This is a genomic window from Tianweitania sediminis (genome assembly GCF_017813335.1).
In the GTDB taxonomy this organism is placed as follows: domain Bacteria; phylum Pseudomonadota; class Alphaproteobacteria; order Rhizobiales; family Rhizobiaceae; genus Tianweitania; species Tianweitania sediminis.
On sequence record NZ_JAGIYY010000002.1, the window covers coordinates 659,602 to 673,244 of the forward strand.

14 protein-coding genes are annotated in these 13,643 nt (G+C 62.0%); 3 read left to right on the top strand and 11 right to left on the bottom strand.

Annotated features, from left to right (window positions below; genetic code table 11):
* Positions 1 to 33: 33 nt before the first annotated feature.
* Positions 34 to 456 (top strand): nucleoside-diphosphate kinase, encoded by a 423-nt coding sequence (gene ndk, locus J5Y06_RS10195; protein WP_209335013.1) that lies wholly within the window; start codon positions 34 to 36, stop codon positions 454 to 456.
* A gap of 58 nt (positions 457 to 514) precedes the next feature.
* Here ndk and J5Y06_RS10200 read toward each other — a convergent pair whose 3' ends face one another.
* From J5Y06_RS10200 to uvrC, 5 genes are all read right to left on the bottom strand, one after another.
* A complete protein-coding gene (locus J5Y06_RS10200) occupies positions 515 to 2,020 on the bottom strand; it encodes a diguanylate cyclase (protein WP_209335014.1) in 1,506 nt (501 codons plus the stop codon).
* 102 nt (positions 2,021 to 2,122) lie between these two features.
* The gene (locus J5Y06_RS10205; RefSeq protein WP_209335015.1) at positions 2,123 to 2,605 is read right to left on the bottom strand and encodes a molybdenum cofactor biosynthesis protein MoaE; all 483 of its coding nucleotides are present in this window, start codon (positions 2,603 to 2,605) and stop codon (positions 2,123 to 2,125) included.
* 2 nt (positions 2,606 to 2,607) lie between these two features.
* Positions 2,608 to 2,859, bottom strand: a complete 252-nt coding sequence (moaD, locus tag J5Y06_RS10210) for a molybdopterin converting factor subunit 1 (protein ID WP_209335016.1) — start codon at positions 2,857 to 2,859, stop codon at positions 2,608 to 2,610.
* Between the two features lie 4 nt (positions 2,860 to 2,863).
* The gene (pgsA, locus tag J5Y06_RS10215; RefSeq protein ID WP_209335017.1) at positions 2,864 to 3,457 is read right to left on the bottom strand and encodes a CDP-diacylglycerol--glycerol-3-phosphate 3-phosphatidyltransferase; all 594 of its coding nucleotides are present in this window, start codon (positions 3,455 to 3,457) and stop codon (positions 2,864 to 2,866) included.
* A gap of 104 nt (positions 3,458 to 3,561) precedes the next feature.
* The gene (uvrC, locus tag J5Y06_RS10220) at positions 3,562 to 5,610 is read right to left on the bottom strand and encodes an excinuclease ABC subunit UvrC (protein WP_209335018.1); all 2,049 of its coding nucleotides are present in this window, start codon (positions 5,608 to 5,610) and stop codon (positions 3,562 to 3,564) included.
* 460 nt (positions 5,611 to 6,070) lie between these two features.
* Between uvrC and J5Y06_RS10225 the strand changes: the two genes are divergently transcribed.
* Complete coding sequence (locus J5Y06_RS10225; protein ID WP_209335019.1) at positions 6,071 to 6,733, top strand: outer membrane protein; 663 nt, start codon at positions 6,071 to 6,073, stop codon at positions 6,731 to 6,733.
* Positions 6,734 to 6,789: 56 nt separating this feature from the next.
* On the opposite strand, the gene J5Y06_RS10230 is transcribed toward J5Y06_RS10225, so the two are convergent.
* The 4 genes from J5Y06_RS10230 to J5Y06_RS10245 all read right to left on the bottom strand — a co-directional run bounded on the left by J5Y06_RS10230 (position 6,790) and on the right by J5Y06_RS10245 (position 9,523).
* Positions 6,790 to 7,389 carry a glutathione S-transferase gene (locus tag J5Y06_RS10230; RefSeq protein ID WP_209335020.1) on the bottom strand — a complete coding sequence of 200 codons (600 nt, stop codon included), beginning with the start codon at positions 7,387 to 7,389 and terminating at the stop codon, positions 6,790 to 6,792.
* A 23-nt stretch (positions 7,390 to 7,412) separates the two neighbouring features.
* Positions 7,413 to 8,132, bottom strand: coding sequence for a ribonuclease T2 family protein (locus tag J5Y06_RS10235; RefSeq protein WP_209335021.1), 720 nt, complete (start codon positions 8,130 to 8,132; stop codon positions 7,413 to 7,415).
* Positions 8,114 to 8,563, bottom strand: a complete 450-nt coding sequence (locus J5Y06_RS10240; protein WP_209335022.1) for a hypothetical protein — start codon at positions 8,561 to 8,563, stop codon at positions 8,114 to 8,116. Before J5Y06_RS10240 ends, J5Y06_RS10235 begins: the two co-directional genes overlap by 19 nt.
* 93 nt (positions 8,564 to 8,656) lie before the next feature.
* Entirely contained in the window at positions 8,657 to 9,523 is an 867-nt protein-coding gene (locus J5Y06_RS10245; RefSeq protein WP_209335023.1) for a 23S rRNA (adenine(2030)-N(6))-methyltransferase RlmJ, read from the bottom strand.
* A gap of 68 nt (positions 9,524 to 9,591) precedes the next feature.
* On the opposite strand from J5Y06_RS10245, the gene J5Y06_RS10250 reads away from it, so the two are divergent.
* Complete coding sequence (locus J5Y06_RS10250; RefSeq protein ID WP_209335024.1) at positions 9,592 to 11,742, top strand: molybdopterin oxidoreductase family protein; 2,151 nt, start codon at positions 9,592 to 9,594, stop codon at positions 11,740 to 11,742.
* Here the strand turns inward: J5Y06_RS10250 and purN are convergent.
* Both purN and purM read right to left on the bottom strand, forming a co-directional pair.
* Entirely contained in the window at positions 11,739 to 12,443 is a 705-nt protein-coding gene (purN, locus tag J5Y06_RS10255; RefSeq protein ID WP_209335025.1) for a phosphoribosylglycinamide formyltransferase, read from the bottom strand. The two genes, J5Y06_RS10250 and purN, sit on opposite strands and share 4 nt — an antisense overlap.
* Positions 12,440 to 13,504, bottom strand: a complete 1,065-nt coding sequence (gene purM / locus J5Y06_RS10260) for a phosphoribosylformylglycinamidine cyclo-ligase (protein WP_209335129.1) — start codon at positions 13,502 to 13,504, stop codon at positions 12,440 to 12,442. The genes purN and purM overlap by 4 nt, the downstream gene beginning before the upstream one ends.
* Positions 13,505 to 13,643: the final 139 nt, after the last annotated feature.

The following is a 13,643-nucleotide window of genomic DNA, read 5'->3' on the forward strand; positions in this document are numbered from 1 at the left end:
CCATTGACCCTTTCAAACAGGATGAGCCCAGTTATGGCTGTTGAACGTACTTTCTCCATGATCAAGCCCGATGCGACCAAGCGCAATCTGACGGGTGCCATCACCAAGATGCTCGAAGATGCCGGCCTGCGCGTGGTTGCGTCGCGCCGCGTATGGATGAGCCGTCGAGAAGCCGAAGGGTTTTATGCCGTGCACAAGGAACGCCCGTTCTTCGGCGAACTGGTGGAATCCATGTCGTCGGGCCCGACGGTCGTTCAGGTCCTGGAAGGCGAGAACGCAATCGCCAAGAATCGCGAAGTGATGGGCGCCACGAACCCTGCGAACGCTGACGAAGGCACGATCCGCAAGGTCCACGCCCTGTCGATCGGCGAGAACTCCGTGCACGGTTCGGATGCGCCGGAAACGGCCGCACAGGAGATTGCCTACTGGTTCTCGCAAACGCAAGTGGTTGGCTAAGCCACTCGATCTCGCAAGACACCGAGAAAGCCCGGATCATGTCCGGGCTTTGTCTTTTCTAGTTCAGCTTGCGTCGCCGTGGCTGGAATGTGTCGAGCGACTGTTCCGTGTCTGCCGCGGCAAGCGAAAGGAGCTCGATCGGCTTCAGCGTTTCGGAGGCAGGCCTGAGATCGCAGATCGCAAGTCCGTCGCGTCCAGCCTGTTTCGCCCGGTACATTGCTCGGTCTGCCCGCTGCAACACGTCGTCCGGGCCGGCGCTCGAGCCATCAAACACAACCACGCCCATGCTGGCGGACACCTGGTGCGAGCCGCAACCATGGCGGATCGCTGAAAGGATCTGGTTGCCGCGAACAAGTGCTTGCTGCGTCATCTCCGCTTCATCCATGAGCGATCCGCCGATGATCAGGACGAACTCGTCGCCACCGATGCGCGCCGGGATCTCGCCCTCCGCCGTGTTCGACTGGAGGATGGCAGCGACGTCCTTCAGGCAGCGGTCACCGGCGTCATGGCCTGCCGTGTCATTGAGGAACTTGAAGTTGTCGAGGTCGATGAAAAGCACCGCAGCCGTGCCGCCGAAATCCCGCAAGCCGGCCATCGTCGCTTCCATGCCGCGGAAAAAGCGGCGCCGATTGGCAAGTCCGGTCAACGGATCGCGGTAAGCCAGGGCTTCGATCTGGGCGTGCTGCCGTTTGCGAATGGTTATGTCGGCCATGTAGCCGTGCCAGGTCACCCCATCGGCGGAGCGCTCCGGATCAGCCGTGAGCCTCAGCCACTTCTCACCACCCCTCGCTGTCTCGACACGGAACTCGACTTCCCAAGAGTGCAGGGTGCTTGCGGCTTCAAGGAAGCTTGTGCGGTAGCGCTGTTGATCGTCCACATGCATGTGCTGGGTCAGCGTCGCCGGATCGCGCAAAATCTCCTGCACCGAGATGCCGGTGATCCTTTCGAAGCCGGGACTGAGGAAGGTGAAAGCGCTGATGCCGCTCGCGCCGACCTTCAACTGGAAGATGCCTCCGGGAACGCCGCTCATCAGTTTCTGAAACAGGGCTTCCTGATTTAACCGCCGCCGCGTTTCGGTGATCTCGCGCACCGACCCTTCGTAGAACAGCGGCTTGCCCGTCCGGCCATGACGCACCACACGCGCAGACTCTGTGATCCAGATCCGCTCCCGCGTCTTGTGCCGATAAACCTCGGATACGAAATTGCTGACATGACCTTCAGCCTGGAGGATGCGGCGGAACTCCTCGCGGCGGCCTGGCTCCACATACCATTCGACCGCGATGTCCTCGACGGAACGCAGCATCTCTTCTTCGGTGTCATACCCGTTCAGCCGAACAAGAGCGGGATTGGCTGAAAGCTGACGCCCGTCCAGCGAGGAACGGTAGATCCCGTCGGACAGGTGGGCGATCAACGCTGCGCTGCTCTCCTCTGCCGTTGCAAGCGAGCCCTGCAATCTCCGGTAGAAAAACAACGTGCTTGCAGAAAACACCAGGGACACGAACAGCAGCGCCGCCAGGAGAAGCTCTGTGCCCGATAAGCCGGGAAGAAAGGGTTCAAAGAACATCTATGACGGTTCGCCGGCAAGTTGATCGCCTGCACCTTACGCCACGGAAAGTCTCGCAAATGTAACCGCAGCACGAAAACCTCGTACACGGTTAAGTGGTGGTTATCGATCGCAGCCGTGTGTTTCGGACCAACGACGAAGCGCGTCTTCGTCGGTGTCCTTGGCATCGACCCATCCGCTGTCGCTGCCATCGCCCGAAATGATCTTTTTCCAGAAGGGAGCTCGCGACTTGAGGAAGTCCATCAGAAACGAAGCCGCTTCAAAGGCCGCCTGCCGGTGTGTGGAAGCAGTCACAACCAGCACGATATTTTCGCCCGGCACGATGCGCCCGAACCGATGGATAATGGTGATGGCAAGGAGCCGCCAGCGGTCGAGCGCCTCCTGTGCGGTTGCGGCAAGAGCACGTTCCGCCATGCCGGGATAATGTTCCAGTTCGAGCGCTGCCAGCCCGCCGTCGTCGTCGCGACAGATCCCGGTGAAGCTAACCACTGCGCCCGTTTGCCGGGAGGTCTCGCCGGCGAGTTTGATCTCGGCCGCCGTATCGAAATCCTCGCGCTGGACTCTGACGGAAAGCGCAGGGGACACGACTAGCCCCCCGTCATGGGCGGGAAAAGAGCGATTTCGCGCGCGCCATCCAGCCGTTCATGGTAATCCACATGCTCATGGTTGATCGCCACGCGAATGGCCTTCGGGACCTTCAAAGCCTCCTGATAGCCTTCGCCCAGGCTCTTTAACCATTCAAGCAAATCTGCAACCGTTTGGACGGACGAGGGAAGATCGAGTTCCTCCTCGCCCCGTCCAATCCGTTCGCGCACCCAGGCAAAATAAACCAGCTTCATATCGTCACTCGTCCATGATGTGCTTGGCGCCCGCACGGAAGTAGTCGTAGCCCGTGTAAAGCGTCACAATGGCGGAGATCCACAGGAGCACGATGCCCATCTGCGTCGTGTAGGGCACCAGCTTGTCACCGGCAGGACCGGCGAGCAGAAAGCCGATCGCAAACATCTGCAGCGTGGTTTTCCATTTCGCCAGCTGGGTCACGGGAACGCGCACCTTCAAGGCCGCGAGGTACTCCCTGAGGCCGGACACGAGGATTTCACGGCACAGGATGATGATGGCCGCCCAAAGCGTCCAGCCCGCAATGGTCCGATCGGAATCGGCGGCAAGCAGGAGCAGGCACGTCGAAACCAGCAGCTTGTCGGCGATGGGATCGAGCATCTTCCCGATGTTCGATGTCTGCTGCCAAATTCGCGCTAGATACCCGTCGAGATAGTCGGTGACGCTGGCGAGAACGAAAAGAAACAGCGCCAGCCAGCGCGCCACGTCGCTCGATTGCAACCGCCCTTCAAGAAAGAAACAGAACACGATCAGCGGCACGCACAAAATGCGGCCGTAGGTCAGGAGGTTTGGAACGTTGAAAGCGCGACGGCTTGCCATTGTTCTCGCTTTATGCGCTTCGGAGATCCCGGGGTGATCGGATTGTCATGCCGTCAAATGCGGCAAATTGGAACCATGGGCAAGGAGGGAAGCCACCGGCTTCATCACCCGCGCTCATGGAAATGATTGTAAACGGTTCTGGCGATCGATTCCGAAATGCCTTCCACGGCCATCAGATCTTCGACGGCGGCACGGCTGACCGCCTTTGCCGTTCCGAAGTGATGCAGCAGTGCCCGCTTGCGCCCAGGCCCGACGCCGGGAACCTCGTCCAGCGGATTTCGGACGAACTCTTTCTTTCGTCGCGTGCGATGGGCGCCGATCGCAAAGCGATGGGCTTCGTCGCGCATCCGCTGCAGAAAATACAAAACCGGATCCCGCACGGGCAGCGTGAAGCTTGGCCGGCCTTCAATGATGAAGCGCTCGCGCCCGGCTTCCCGATCGATGCCCTTCGCAACGCCGATCGCTGTGACGGCATCCGAAATGCCGAGCTCCGCCATGATCCTGCGCACGGCGTTCATCTGCCCTTCGCCGCCATCGATCAGGATGACATCCGGCCAGGCGGGGAAACCGTCTTCTTCGGGATCCGCGGGGGGAGCGGCGCGGTCGGGAACGCCATGCTCCTTGATCAGGCGGCCGAAGCGTCGTTCCATCACCTCGCGCATCATGCCGAAGTCATCGCCTGGGGTGATCTCGGTCGATCGGATGTTGAACTTCCGGTACTGGTTCTTCACGAAGCCTTCCGGACCCGCGACGATCATCGCGCCAACGGCACTCGTGCCCATGATGTGCGAGTTGTCGTAGACTTCGATCCGCCGCGGCTTGCTGGCAAGGCCGAACACCTGCTGGACACCTTCAAGCAGCTTGTTCTGGGACGATGTTTCCGCCAAGCGCCGCCCGAGTGCTTCGCGAGCATTCTGCAGCGCGTGCTGCACCAGCTCTTTCTTTTCGCCCCGTTGCGGCACGGAAATCGACACCTTGCGTCCGGCAAGCGTCGACAGGGCTTCTTCCAGCAGGGGCTGCTCCTCCACATCCTGTGACAAAAGGATCATGCGAGGGCAGGGCTTGTCCTCGTAGAACTGGGCCAGGAATGCGCCAAGCACTTCGTCGAGCTCGATGGCCGGATCCGCCTTGGGGAAGTACGCGCGGTTGCCCCAGTTCTGCCCGGTACGGAAAAAGAACACCTGGATACAGGTCTGCCCGCCTTCGCCATGGATGGCGAACACATCGGCCTCTTCCACCGACCCCGGGTTGATGCCCTGGTGGCTCTGCACATGGCTCAGCGCGCTCAACCGGTCGCGGTAGATGGCTGCCCGCTCGAACTCCATGTTTTCCGAGGCTTCCTGCATGGCGGCCGAGATCTGGCCTTTCACCGCCTGGCTCTTGCCGGACAGGAAGCCGCGCGCTTCACCCACCAGTTCCTGGTAAGCCGCGTTGTCAATTTCGCCGGTACACGGGCCTGAGCACCGCTTGATTTGGTAAAGCAGGCAGGGCCGCGTACGGCTTTCCAGAACCGAGTCGGTGCATGTGCGCAGAAGAAAGGCGCGTTGCAGCGCGTTGATCGTCCGGCTGACAGCTCCCGCGGAAGCGAAAGGCCCGAAATAGTCGCCCTTTCGGGAGCGTGCGCCGCGATGCTTGAAGATGCCGGGTGCTCGATGGTCGCCGGTCAAGATGATATAAGGAAAGGACTTGTCGTCGCGCAGAAGAACGTTGAAGCGGGGCCGCAACCGCTTGATCAGGTTTGCTTCGAGCAGCAGCGCCTCGATCTCGGTGCGGGTAATAACGAATTCCATGGCGGCGGTTTCGCGCACCATCCGACCGATTCGATTGCTGTGGTAGCGGCCCTGCGCGTAGGACGTGACGCGCTTCTTCAGGTTGCGCGCCTTGCCGACGTAAAGCACGTCGCCAGCCGCGTTCATCATCCTGTAAACGCCAGGCGCGTTGGGAAGCCGCTTCACCAGAACCTGGATCGCTTCCGGCCCGGTCAAGCCAGCCGCATCCCCGCCCGTTCCAAGCCAATCGATGGAGGCGGCGCTTTCAATCGAGATCGCCTCGCCGCCGTCGTCGACAAGCGAATCATCGTCTTCGTCCCGACCGGGCATGAAGCCGGCGATGTCGCTGCTGGCCTGGTGCGAACGTGGTGGTTCCGTTGTCATCGACAACAGCCTCCCACCTCGGGCGAGCACGCGCGTGGCATGCTGCGGCAACAAGGGGTGTAAGACCATGTGGAACGGGGCGCGAGACCAGCGCTGAAATCAGCCAACATCAAAACCGGGTATCTGAGCTTCGTCGCCTCGGCAAGCGTGACGAGGCACGAGGCGCTCCATGCATATAAGGATCCTGACCGGCTTCGCGCAACGATGCGTTAACTACGTCCGTACCGGCTTTCGTAAGCTTAGGATTTGATTAAACTTTCCAAGCCTGTGTGACGATCCTGCAACGTCAATTTTTCGCCACATCTCCGCCCGGCAAACTTCACGATTGGAGTTTGGTTCGGCCGCATTTGGTGCCGATTTTCTGACGGTGCGGCAGACACCCCGGGTCCTCCGCCGGTGATGCCAACAGATTGGAAAGGCTGACCTCCCATCGGCGCTTTCTGAGTGAAGGAGTATGAAAATGCATTTGATCAACAAGTATGCGCGGCCTGCCGCAGCGCTCACCGGCCTGGCTGCTATCTTCGCCGCGTTTTCGGCGCAGGCTGCTGACGTCGTCATGGAAGAGCCGCCAGCACCGGCCTTCATCGAGTCGATGCCGGTTGCTTCTTGGGCTGGTCCTTACGCCGGTGTTGCAGCTTCCTACGGCTTCAACGGTCGCGCGAGCGGTTTGACGGGTCCTGATGTCGACACCGACGGCTTTGCTGGCTCCGGTTTCGCTGGTTACAACTGGCAGACGGGCAGCTTCGTGTACGGCTTCGAAGGTGATGTCGGCTACAGCGGCGTCGAAGGTTCGGACGGCGGCAACAAGGTCGAAGGTGGCCTGAACGGCTCCATCCGCGCTCGCATGGGCGTTGCAGCAACCGATCGCGTTTTGATCTACGGAACGGCCGGTGGTGCTGCTGAACGGACCGAAGTGTCCAATGCGTTCGGCTCGGACGACAAGACCCTGCTCGGCTACACGGTCGGCGGCGGCGTTGATGCCAAGCTGACCGACCAGGTCTTCGGCCGCGTCGAATACCGCTACACCGACTACGGTTCGGAAACGTTCAACACGGGCGGCCTTGCCCAGAACGTCGACACCCGCGACCACAAGGTTTCGGTCGGCGTCGGCTTCAAGTTCTGAGCCAAACTCGACGACGAAAAAAGCCGGGCTTCGCGCCCGGCTTTTTTGTTGCGCGCTCAGGCCTTGGGCAGCAAAGCAGCGAGATCCGGAAACTTCTCATCGAACCGCTTGGCCCAGCGCACCAGCTTGCTGCGGCCGCGCTCCCATTTGCCTTCAAACCGCAGTGCGAGATAGGCAAGTGCCGCGCGGAAGGCGAGGTGCCCCGCATGCAGCTTCGCGGGCAGGTTGGGGGTTTGCGTCATAAGCAGATCAAGGCACTGTTCGGCCTTTCTCCATTGCCGGTCCAGCCAAGGCTGGTGAACGATTTCTTCTGGCCGCATGCGCCGCTCGTAGACATGCGCGAGAAGCACGTCGCAGAGACCGTCGCAAAGCGCTTCCAGCCGTTCCGCCTGCAGCCGCTTGGCCGAGTTGCGCGGAAACAAGGCACCCTTGTGTTCGCGATTCAGGTACTGGGTGATGACACGGCTGTCGTAGATGCCGTCGCCCTCATCAGTCACAAGCACCGGTATCTTGCCGAGCGGGTTGGCCTGCAGCAGCGAGTCGGGCGGGGCGTTCGTTTCCGTCAACTCGGACTCGAAGCTCAGGCCGACATAGGCAGCCGCCATCCGGACTTTCGCGCTGTAAGGGGATGCAGGGGAATAAAGGATCTTCGGCATGAACGCTCCTGCGGCACGGGATGTTATTGGTAAGAAATGGGCTGTGGCATGGACGCTGCGCGCGTACAGCCCCGCGCGTCCACCTGCGGGCAACTGCGGAACTCCAGCGTGTCCCGCGAAAGGCAGATGCGGACTTCCCGGATAAGCCCGTCGTCGCACGAAACGGCCATGTCCTCGGCGCGCAGTCCGGGATTGGCTGCCATGAAACTCTGCTCAACCGCTGCGGGGGAAACCGGCTCCGTGCCTCCAGCCATCGCGGCCGGGATTGTCACGCGCTCGCGGGCCAATCGGGTCAAGGCAAAGTAGTCGCTTTGCGACAGGCCGGAGCATGTTCCGTGCTTGCGCCATTGGTGGCCAATCAACCCTGCGGAGGGCAGCAGGTCCCGATACTGCTTCACCAGACTGTCCGGCACCCGGTCCGATTCGCGGCTCGAACAGAATTCCGGATAGCCATCGTTGAACTGCGGCCACAAGCCATGCACCACGAAGCCAAGCGGGTCTCGACGCCCGCACTGCTGGCGGTTGGCCGAAGCCCCCTCGGCCTGGCAATAGCTTGGCGACCACGACAAGCTCAGGACGTAGAAGTCGAAGCCCTTCCCCTGAGGCAGGGCGCGATCCGTCGAGCCGGTCGTAATCGGTGTTGCATCAGACGAAGCGGTCGGTTGCGCCGGCTCGCAGGCAGCCAGCGTCGAAAGACCCAGAAAGAGCGCGAAAACGCGCCCGATCACCGCAGAACGCGGCAAGCGCCGCTGTAGACATTCCAGCGGTCGAAGCCGTCGACGCAGAACTCGACATTGTAGCCGGTGCCCGCGAAGCCCATGCCTTCCTCGATGAGGTACCAGATGTTGCGCTGCATCCCGTCGGAAAGCTGGACAATACCGCCGCAATAAAGACGGGCAATCGGCCGCTCTTCAGGGATCGCCGGCAGCCAACGCCGCAAGGTGATATTCTGGAAGTCGAGGATTGCGACATTCGGCAGGTGCGGAACATGCGTCACCTGATACTGAAAATTCTTCTTGATGCGGCCGAGCACGCCGGGCGTGGAGCAGAATCCTGCGTCAGCGGGCGCAACTTGGAGAATGTAGTCCGCCGCGGTTGCCGCCGGAGCATGGAGGCTGCCGAGCAGCATCGCGGCTGCGACTGCGGACTTGCGGAAAAGAGTTCCAAGCGCCATGGGTGCCTCGCGACGGATGTGCCTGTGTGCACGTTCTCTGAAGCACTTGCCCCGCGCCGGGGAGAAGGTCAAGGCGAGGCGACGCTTTGCGCGTCAGTCTGAGCCGGGACTGCGCTCGGCGGCGAGCCAGCGTGTCCCAGATGCCGCACCTCTTTCTTGCGCGAGCACGTGCTGAAGAGCAGGGAGAATTGTTGTGAGTTCGTCACGCAGCGTAAACGGCGGGTTGACGATCACCATGCCCGACCCGATCAGGCCTGCCTCGGCGGATGCAGCACGCACCGTGAGCCACGTGTCAAGGATCTTGGGGATTCCGAGTGCAGCCAACGAAGCGCGGTAAGCTTCCACAGCGGAAATGTCCTTGATGGGATACCAGAACGCGTAGATGCCGCCAGGCCAGCGCTTGTGCGCGGCCTGGAGGCCTCCAAGCATGCGGTCGAACTCGCCGGGTTGCTCGAAAGGCGGGTCAACAAGCACAAGCCCCCGCTTTTCCTTGGGCGGAAGATGCGCGCCCAGGGCAAGCCAGCCATCAAGCGCAATAACGCGGGTCTGGTGATCGCCGGCAAAGCGATGCGCCAGCGTTTCTGCGTCCTGCGGATGGAGTTCGATCAGGGACTGGCGATCCTGCTTGCGTAGAAGCTCGCGTGTGACCCGAGGCGAGCCGGGGTAGAAGCGAGTGTCGCCGCCGGAGTTCACCGCGCGCACTGCCGACAAGTAGGGCGAAAGCAGCGCTTCGGCTGGGGCGGGAAGCTTTGTTTGGAGCAGTCGCGCTATGCCATCCTGCCACTCACCGGTGCGGCTCGCTTCGCTGGCGTGAAGGTCATAGATGCCGATACCCGCATGGGTGTCGATCACGCGAAAAGCTCCGTCCTTGCGTTTCAGGTACTCGACCAGTCGCGCCAGAACTGCATGCTTGAAGACGTCGGCAAAATTCCCGGCGTGAAACGCGTGTCGGTAGTTCATCGAATGTGTTCGGCTCTCGTTGCCCGATCCTCTACACGGCGGCTGCGAGATCGGCTAGTTTGCCAGCCATGAACATCCATTTCGAACCCCGCAAGGGCCACTCGGCCTGCCCCCATGACTGCCCGTCGACATGCGCGCTCGAGGTGGAGATCGTCAACGGCCGCATCGGCCGGGTTCATGGCGCAAAGGACAACAGCTACACGGCAGGCGTGATCTGCGCCAAGGTGGCGCGGTATGCCGAGCGCGTCCACCATCCCGAGCGCTTGTTGAAGCCCCTCGTTCGAGCGGGTGCGAAAGGCGAGGGATCGTGGAAGGAAGCGAGCTGGGACGCCGCGCTCGATCTGATCGCGGAGAAGTTTCTCGCTGCGGAAGCGCGCGAGGGCAGCGAAACGGTTTGGCCCTATTATTATGCGGGCACCATGGGCCTCGTTCAGCGCGACAGCATCAATCGCCTGCGACACGCCCGCAAATATTCGAACCAGTTCGATTCCTTCTGCACCAACATGGCCTGGACCGGTTGGGTAATGGGCGCCGGCGCCTTGCGCGGCGTTGATCCGCGCGAAATGGCGAAAGCGGATTGCGTGGTGATCTGGGGCACCAACGCGGTGGTCACGCAGGTCAACGTGATGACCCATGCCACGCGTGCTCGCAAGGAGCGCCGCGCCAAGATTGTCGCGATCGACGTCTACGACAATGCAACGGTCCGCCAAGCTGACTTAGGCCTGATCTTGCGTCCGGGCACTGACGGGGCCCTGGCTTGCGCGGTGATGCATGTCCTGTTCCGCGATGGCTACGCCGATCGCGACTATCTCGCCCGCTACACGGATGATCCAGCAGGGCTTGAAGCGCATCTGCAGACCCGCACACCGCAATGGGCTGCTGCGATTACGGGCCTGTCCGTCGAGAAGATCGAGGCGTTTGCTCAACTGGTGGGTCAAACGAAGCGGACGTTCTTTCGGCTCGGTTATGGGTTCTCGCGCCAGCGCAATGGCGCGGTCAACATGCATGCCGCGCTTTGCATTCCGGCTGTCACCGGCGCGTGGCAGCATGAGGGTGGCGGGGCCTTCCACTCCAACTCGGGCATCTACAAGCTCGACACGCGAGGCATCCAGGGCGACGCCTTTGCCGATCCGGCCATCCGCCATCTCGACCAGTCGAAGATCGGCCGCATCCTTACGGGGGATCGCGAGGCTTTGTACAATGGCCCGGCCGTAACGGCGATGCTGATCCAGAACACCAACCCGGCCAATGTCGCGCCTGAACAGCGCCTGATCCGGGAGGGCTTTCTGCGCGAGGATCTGTTTGTGGCGGTGCATGAGCATTTCATGACCGACACGGCCAAGCTCGCTGATGTTGTTTTGCCAGCAACGATGTTTGTGGAACATGACGACATCTACAAGGGCGGCGGCCAGCAGCACATCACGCTAGGGCCGAAGCTGGTGGACCCGCCGGAAGGTCCCCGCACCAACCTCTTTGTCATTGAAGAACTGGCGAAGCGTCTCGGCGTCGCGCATCTGCCGGGTTTCGGCTTGGGCGAACGTCAGCACATCGACGCGATCCTTGCCCAACGGGGGCTCGGATCCTTCGCCGACCTGGAAGAGCAGCGTTTCGCCGACCTGCAGCCACCCTTCGAAGAGGCACATTTTCTTCAGGGCTTCGGCCACCCCGACAAGCGCTTCCGCTTCCAGCCGGACTGGATGGGAACGCCGGCGCCAAACCGGCCGCCCACATCCATGGGCGTGCAGGGAGAGGCAACGCGCCTGCCGACCTATCCGGATCATGTTGATCTCATCGAAGGCGCGGACGAGGCGCATCCGTTCCGCCTGGCCACGTCACCCGCTCGATCCTTTCTGAACTCGACTTTCACCGAAACCGCCGGCTCCTTGAAACGGGAAACGAGGCCGGAACTGCTGCTTAACCCGCAGGACGCCATGCTGCTTGATCTCAGTGACGGTGACGTCGCGGAGATCGGCAACCACCGCGGCGCCGTTGCGCTTCACGTCAAGCTCTTTGATGGCGTGCAAGGTGGCGTGCTCATTGCGGAAGGCATTTGGCCGAACTCCGCGCACCTCAACGGGGAAGGCATCAACACACTCACGGGAGCCGACGCCGTGGCGCCTTATGGCGGCGCAGCCTTCCACGACACGCGCGTGTGGCTGCGAAAGGTCGCGCTCGGAGCGGCACCAAAGACGACGCTTCCGGAACTCGTAACCGCCTAAGGGGTGGAGCGCGCCAGAGCTTCCAGATCTTCCATCGGGTCGTCCGGGAGCGGCGACAGCAAAGCCTGCTGCTCGGCAGCGCTTGTTTGGCTGAACTCGACGCGATCGCCTGCCATGCGCGCTCGTCCTTCGGCGACAAGGCGTAGCGCGAGCGGATAAAGCCGGTGTTCGATCTCCAGAACACGGGTCGCGAGGCTATCCGGCGTATCACCGGCAAGCACGGGCACGGCGGCTTGCGCGATGATTGGACCGGAATCCATTTCGCTCGTCACGAAATGCACACTGCAGCCATGGAGGCGCACGCCCGCGGCCAAGGCCTGCTCGTGGGGGTGCAATCCCTTGAACAAGGGGAGGAGCGAGGGATGGATGTTGATCATTCGTCCGCTCCAGCGGTGAACGAACTCATCGCGCAACAGCCGCATGTAGCCGGCGAGGCAGATCAGGTCGACGCGGTGCTCCGTAAGCACCGCCTGCATGGCGTGGTCTTGTGCTTCCGCACCGGGATGATCGGCTTTTGCGATCACGCGGGTGGGAATCCCGGCAGCTTTCGCGACGGCGAGCCCGCCCGCATCGGCCTTGTTGGAAACAACAACGGCGATGGTCGCCGGGAAGCGCGGATCCGCTGTGGCCTCGATCAGCGCCGCCATGTTTGAACCGCGACCTGAGATCAGGACGGCAACCCGTTTGCGTGCGCTGCTCATAGGCCGAGCGAACCGCGGTAAACCACCCGCTGGTCCCGCGCCGGCACGATGCGACCAATGGGAGTGACGGTTTCCCCAGCTTGTTGAAGCACTGCGGCAACCTGCGCGGCCTGTCCTGCCGCGACAACTGCGACCATGCCGATACCGCAGTTGAAGGTGCGCAGCATTTCGTGCTCCGCAACGCCACCTGTTTCCGCCAGCCAGGAAAACACGGGCGGGACGTCGATGCTTTCGAGATCGATGTCGGCGGACCATTCCGCCGGCAGCACGCGAGGAATGTTGTCGGGAAAGCCGCCGCCCGTGATGTGGGCCAGCGCCTTGATTCCATGCGTGTTACGGATGGCCTGGAGCAGCGACCGCACATAGATGCGCGTCGGCATCAGCAGGGCTTCGCCGAGCGTCGTCCCACCGTCGAAAGGTGCTGGATCCAAGTAAGACAGGCCGCTGCGCTCCACGATCTTGCGGACAAGCGAGAAGCCGTTGGAATGCACCCCGGACGAAGCGAGACCGAGAATGATGTCACCATCGGAGATGTCGTCCGTGGGCAAAAGCGAACCGCGTTCGGCGGCTCCCACGGCGAAGCCGGCCAGATCATATTCGCCGCTGCGGTAAAGGCCGGGCATCTCGGCTGTTTCGCCACCGATCAGCGCGCAGTTCGCTTGGCGGCAGCCTTCCGCGATACCGGCAACGATGGCCGCTCCCTGGTCCGGCTCGAGCTTGCCGGTCGCGTAATAATCAAGAAAAAACAAAGGCTCGGCTGCCTGCACCACCAGGTCATTGACGCACATCGCAACAAGATCGATACCGACCGTGTCGTGCTTGCCGGCCTCGATGGCCACCATCAGCTTGGTGCCGACGCCGTCATTGGCCGCGACCAGGACCGGGTCGGTGAAGCCGGCGGCCTTCAAGTCGAACAAGCCACCAAACCCGCCGATCTCGCCGTCGGCGCCCGGGCGGCGCGTCGACCGCACGATCGGCTTGATCTTGTCGACAAGCGCATTCCCCGCATCGATGTCGACCCCGGCCTGAGCATAGGTGAGCCCGTCCTGTTCGCGCGCCATCGCCTGTTCTCCGAGTTCTGAGGTGGGTGCCGCGCTCTTCGCATGCACCGGCATGGGTCGCAAGCGCCGCATCAGTTCCTGCCAGATCCACCCACATGCTAAAGCGGTCGCACTGGTGAGTCACCGGTGAGAATGGATC

What these genes read in the sequence shown, in the direction of transcription:
- ndk (WP_209335013.1), top strand. Translation starts at nt 34, where the DNA reads ATGGCTGTTGAACGTACTTTCTCCATGATCAAGCCCGATGCGACCAAG.
- J5Y06_RS10200 (WP_209335014.1), bottom strand. Translation starts at nt 2,020, where the DNA reads ATGTTCTTTGAACCCTTTCTTCCCGGCTTATCGGGCACAGAGCTTCTC.
- moaD (WP_209335016.1), bottom strand. Translation starts at nt 2,859, where the DNA reads ATGAAGCTGGTTTATTTTGCCTGGGTGCGCGAACGGATTGGACGGGGC.
- pgsA (WP_209335017.1), bottom strand. Translation starts at nt 3,457, where the DNA reads ATGGCAAGCCGTCGCGCTTTCAACGTTCCAAACCTCCTGACCTACGGC.
- uvrC (WP_209335018.1), bottom strand. Translation starts at nt 5,610, where the DNA reads ATGACAACGGAACCACCACGTTCGCACCAGGCCAGCAGCGACATCGCC.
- J5Y06_RS10225 (WP_209335019.1), top strand. Translation starts at nt 6,071, where the DNA reads ATGCATTTGATCAACAAGTATGCGCGGCCTGCCGCAGCGCTCACCGGC.
- J5Y06_RS10230 (WP_209335020.1), bottom strand. Translation starts at nt 7,389, where the DNA reads ATGCCGAAGATCCTTTATTCCCCTGCATCCCCTTACAGCGCGAAAGTC.
- J5Y06_RS10240 (WP_209335022.1), bottom strand. Translation starts at nt 8,563, where the DNA reads ATGGCGCTTGGAACTCTTTTCCGCAAGTCCGCAGTCGCAGCCGCGATG.
- J5Y06_RS10245 (WP_209335023.1), bottom strand. Translation starts at nt 9,523, where the DNA reads ATGAACTACCGACACGCGTTTCACGCCGGGAATTTTGCCGACGTCTTC.
- J5Y06_RS10250 (WP_209335024.1), top strand. Translation starts at nt 9,592, where the DNA reads ATGAACATCCATTTCGAACCCCGCAAGGGCCACTCGGCCTGCCCCCAT.
- purN (WP_209335025.1), bottom strand. Translation starts at nt 12,443, where the DNA reads ATGAGCAGCGCACGCAAACGGGTTGCCGTCCTGATCTCAGGTCGCGGT.
- purM (WP_209335129.1), bottom strand. Translation starts at nt 13,504, where the DNA reads ATGGCGCGCGAACAGGACGGGCTCACCTATGCTCAGGCCGGGGTCGAC.